Origin of the sequence: Nostoc sp., from assembly GCF_036917095.1 — a bacterium.
GTDB lineage: Bacteria > Cyanobacteriota > Cyanobacteriia > Cyanobacteriales > Nostocaceae > Nostoc.
Window position 1 is genome coordinate 1 of the sequence record NZ_JBALFH010000005.1, and the last position, 1,613, is coordinate 1,613.

Below are 1,613 nucleotides of genomic sequence, written 5' to 3' on the forward strand. Positions count from 1 at the left end.
CCAGGGCAAACGCATCTTATTTACTAATAAAAACTAAGGAAGATTCAAAAATGACATAGATAACTGTAAAAATGGATGGGATGATAAATCAAATAAATCAAATAAATCAAATATTTCCCCAAAGTGTGGATTAGCTTATCTTCAACTGAATGACTAATCATTAATACTAAAATAATTCAATTATGGAATACGTAAAACTATATTTACCTGGAGAATAGATAAAACTTTTATGTAAAATATTAAATTCAAGTTTGGATGTACTATTTTAAGCTAACGCTAAAATACTTAGTAAATATTTGTTATCCATCGCCGCGAGAAACTGTTTATTTTTGATTCCACGTTTTCTACGCTTCTCTTGAGTTAAAAGATTAACTGCAATATGTCTGAGAATTGCAAAATTCTGTGGAGCATTATCTTTTCTAATCCGACAGTCATCTTCCCTCAAGGCGACATCCAATATCCAATGTAATGAATTCTCTACTCCCCAATGACTGCGAATAGAATTAGCAAACTGTTCAACATTTGATTTAAGGCTACTGATAAAATAACGAGTTTCAACCGTTGTCTCACCATTTAATGAACGGACGGATTCTACCATCCCAACACTATTAAAGTTTGACCAAACTGAATCAGGGTTAAGCCGAGATCCGATTCCAGATAACATCATGTAGTGGCGAATCTCATGACGACCATGCCCTCTTTCTTCTGTTTTATATGTACTGTGTTCAATTCCCTCAAACCCTGTGCTTATAACAAATTGGAATAGTTTTTCAACTTCATCATAAAGATTACCTTGATTCTTTTTTAACGTAATCACATAATCTGCATTCTGCTGTGTGATTAACCTCACAATCTCTTTCTGGCAACCAATCGCATCAATTGTCACAAGACATCCAGATAATTCTAATATCTTTAATAATTCTGGGATTGCTGTAATCTCATTTGATTTAGAATCCACTTTTATCTGTCCTAAGACTAATTTATTCGTAGTTGCCCAGGCACTAACTATTTGGATTGCACTTTGCTCATTATTTGTGTCGTAAGAACCACGTAAAATTTTTCCGTCAATTGCAACGACTTCACCATTAGTTACTTTTTGTATAGATTTCATCCAATCTAGAAAACATGACTGGAATTGTTGAGGATTTATTTGTGCAAATACTCTTGCAAACGTATCGTGTGATGGTATCCCGTTTGGCAGTTCTAAAAATGTTGTTAACCATTCATACTTAGCACAACCATAAGTCTCTATCCCCACCCAGCCATCTGCCCCACAAATCACTGCTATTATCGCAATCGTCATGATATCAATTAAATTGTGTCGCTTAGTGCGGTCAATTCGTGGGTCTTCTATTCCCAAAAAATGGTCAGCAATCGTGATTTTTGGTTTGAGCTTCATAGAAAGGAGAATAAGAATGTAATTCTTCTTTGGAGTTTCTGCGAGAATACCATATTCCTTGACAGGCAGCCGACGGCTGCCTCTAACTCCCCTCTAAAATGATTATCATTACCACACGAGTGAATGTTTAATTTACTGAAAGCCTTATATGATTAGGGTTTGGCTAAATTCCACCCTGATTCCGGCTCGTCAATATTTAGATGCGTTTGCCCTG

1 protein-coding gene is annotated in these 1,613 nt (G+C 35.5%); it reads right to left on the minus strand.

The genetic code is table 11. The features are described from left to right. Positions 1 to 265: 265 nt before the first annotated feature. A complete protein-coding gene (locus tag V7L01_RS01420; protein ID WP_335031219.1) occupies positions 266 to 1,399 on the minus strand; it encodes an ISAs1 family transposase in 1,134 nt (377 codons plus the stop codon). Positions 1,400 to 1,613: the final 214 nt, after the last annotated feature.

Excerpts from the sequence above, each read along its gene's own strand:
- V7L01_RS01420 (WP_335031219.1), bottom strand. The coding sequence starts at position 1,399 with ATGAAGCTCAAACCAAAAATCACGATTGCTGACCATTTTTTGGGAATA.